The following is a 2,419-nucleotide window of genomic DNA, read 5'->3' as shown; positions in this document are numbered from 1 at the left end:
GCGCACGGAGGGTCGGCCCGCCACGGGGTATTGACCCCCGGCGCGGGCGGGCCTAACGTGATACCACATGGTTTCATGTCGAACGGATGAGGTGGCCCTCGATGACGACGAGGTGGACCGACTGTTCCGCGCACTGGCCGACGCCACCCGGCGGGACATCCTCCGGCGCACGCTCGCCGGCGAGTCCACCGTCTCCGAACTGGCGGACCACTACGACATGTCGTTCGCGGCCGTCCGTAAGCACGTCAACGTCCTGGAGGAGGCCGGACTGATCAGTGACCACCGGATCGGCCGGGAGCGCCGGATCCGGGGCGATGTCGACGCGATCCGACGAGCGCAGAGCCTGCTCGACGGGTTCGAGGACATCTGGCGGGGACGCATCGACCGACTCGACGCCCTCCTCGCCGAGGAGCACCACCACGAGTGACCCACGTCAGCACCATCCGCGAGGAAGAAGGCCCGTCATGCCGGTGACATCGGTGGACAAAGATCTCGACCAACTGACCCTGACCATCGTCGCCGAGTTCCCGGTGCCGGTGCGTCGCCTGTGGGACGCCTACGTCGACCCGCGGCAGATCGAACGCTTCTGGGGCCCGCCGACGTGGCCCGCCACCTTCACCCGGCACGACGTGTTCCCCGGCGGCCGGACGGACTACTACATGACCGGGCCCGACGGCAGCCGCGCCCGCGGCTACTGGGAGTTCCTCGCGGTCGACGAGGGCCGCTCGTTCGAGGTGCTCGACGGGTTCACCCGCGACGACGGCGCGCCCGACACGGACCTGCCCACCACGCGCATGGTGTTCAGCTTCGAGGCGACGGACACCGGCTCCCGCCTCACCACCACCTCGCACTTCGCCAGCCTCTCCGAACTCGAGCAGCTGGTCGCGATGGGCATGGAGGAGGGCACCCGCGAGGCGATGGGTCAGATCGACGCCGTCGTCGGCGACGACGCCAGCTTCGCGGCCGACGCCGGCACGCGGACGCAGCACCTCGACGACCGGACGGTCCGGTTCACCCGCGTCCTGCGCGGGACCCCGCAGCAGGTCTGGGACGCCCACCACGACCCCGCGGTCCTGGACCGGTGGTTCCACGGGCCGGCCGGCTGGGCGCTCGTCGGGTGCCGGGTCGCATCGGAGCCCGGCCAGGCCACGCGCTTCGAGTGGGCGCCCGAGGAGGGCGTCGAGGGCGAGCCGTTCGCCCTGACGGGTGAGCTGCTGGAGACCGACCCGCCACACCGCGAGGTGTTCACCGAGACGATGGAGGGCGCGGACGCGCCGCCCACCCGCAACGAGCAGACCCTCACCGCCGTGGAGGGCGGGACGCTGCTCACGCTCGTCATCACCTACGCGAGCGCCGAGCTGCGCGAGATGATCCTCGGCACCGGGATGGTCGACGGGATGGAGGTCGGCTACCGGCGGTTGGAGTCGGAGGTGCTGTCGGCGGCCTGATCGGTGGCGGCGGTGCCGGCGGCGGCGGTGCCGGTGGTCTTCCCGGCGAAGGCTTTCTCCACGGCCAGCACGATCAGCACCACCGCCACGCCCGCCACCACCGCGGCCAGGACGACGGGCCAGTCCGACCCGGGCGCGAGCACGTCGGCCTCCTCCGTCTGCCACGGCCACAGCGCACGCAGCGAACCCAGCATGAGCCCGGCCATGGCGACGAGAGTGGGCTTGCGGAAGTCCTCGAGGAGCCGGTCGAGGACCTTGACGAACAGCGAGATGCCGACCAGCGCGCCGAGCGCGAAGACACCCAGGTAGGCGAAGTCCCGCTCGTCGACCGCCCCGAGCGTGGGGGCGTACAGGCCCATCGCCAGCAGCAGGTACGACCCGGACACCCCGGGCAGGACCAGGGCGCAGATCGCCACGGCCGCCGCCACGAACACCAACAGATAGGAGGGGTCGCTGATCGACCCGCTCGGCAACCCGGACAGGACGAACGCGAACGCGGCGCCGAGCACGAAGATCAGGCCCAGCACCCAGTTGCGCCCACCCGGGGTGGCCCGCGCCATCCCCAGCGGGACCGCGATGCTCGCGGCGACCATGCCCAGGAACAGGCCGCGGGCGATCTCGGGACTGCCCTCGACGAACCCCTTCATCACCCCGGCCACGGTGAACACCACCGCGAGCATGCCGATCGCCATCGGCAGCAACAGCCACCAGTCGACGTGCCGGAACGCGGCGCGGGTGCGGGCCCGACGGTCCGGGCCCAGCGCGGCCGAGCGCAGGCCGTCCACCAGGTGCGCGCCGGAATCCAGCAACCGCGGGTAGACACCGGTCACCAGGGCCACCGTGCCGCCCGAGACGCCGGGGACCAGTTCGGCCATGCCGATGAGCGCGCCGCGGACGGCGTTGCCCACCATGCCCAGCGGGCCCGGCCGGGTCGGCACCGGCGAGCGCGGGTCGAGATCGGCGTCGTCGAC

General features: G+C 72.1%; 3 protein-coding genes. 2 read left to right on the top strand and 1 reads right to left on the bottom strand.

The genetic code is table 11. From position 1 onward, the window contains the following. Positions 1-67 precede the first annotated feature (67 nt). Positions 68-427, top strand: coding sequence for a metalloregulator ArsR/SmtB family transcription factor (locus tag G6030_RS12230; protein ID WP_182643304.1), 360 nt, complete (start codon positions 68-70; stop codon positions 425-427). A 37-nt stretch (positions 428-464) separates the two neighbouring features. Continuing rightward, a complete protein-coding gene (locus tag G6030_RS12225) occupies positions 465-1,448 on the top strand; it encodes an SRPBCC family protein (RefSeq protein WP_182643303.1) in 984 nt (327 codons plus the stop codon). Here G6030_RS12225 and G6030_RS12220 read toward each other — a convergent pair. Next, a partial coding sequence (locus tag G6030_RS12220) for a DUF368 domain-containing protein (protein WP_182643302.1) occupies positions 1,409-2,419 on the bottom strand: 1,011 nt, incomplete at its 5' end. The two genes, G6030_RS12225 and G6030_RS12220, sit on opposite strands and share 40 nt — an antisense overlap.

The organism is Dietzia sp. E1 (assembly GCF_014145015.1).
In the GTDB taxonomy this organism is placed as follows: domain Bacteria; phylum Actinomycetota; class Actinomycetes; order Mycobacteriales; family Mycobacteriaceae; genus Dietzia; species Dietzia cinnamea_A.
Note: the sequence above shows the minus strand (reverse complement) of the source record. Positions and strands in the feature narration are given on the sequence as shown.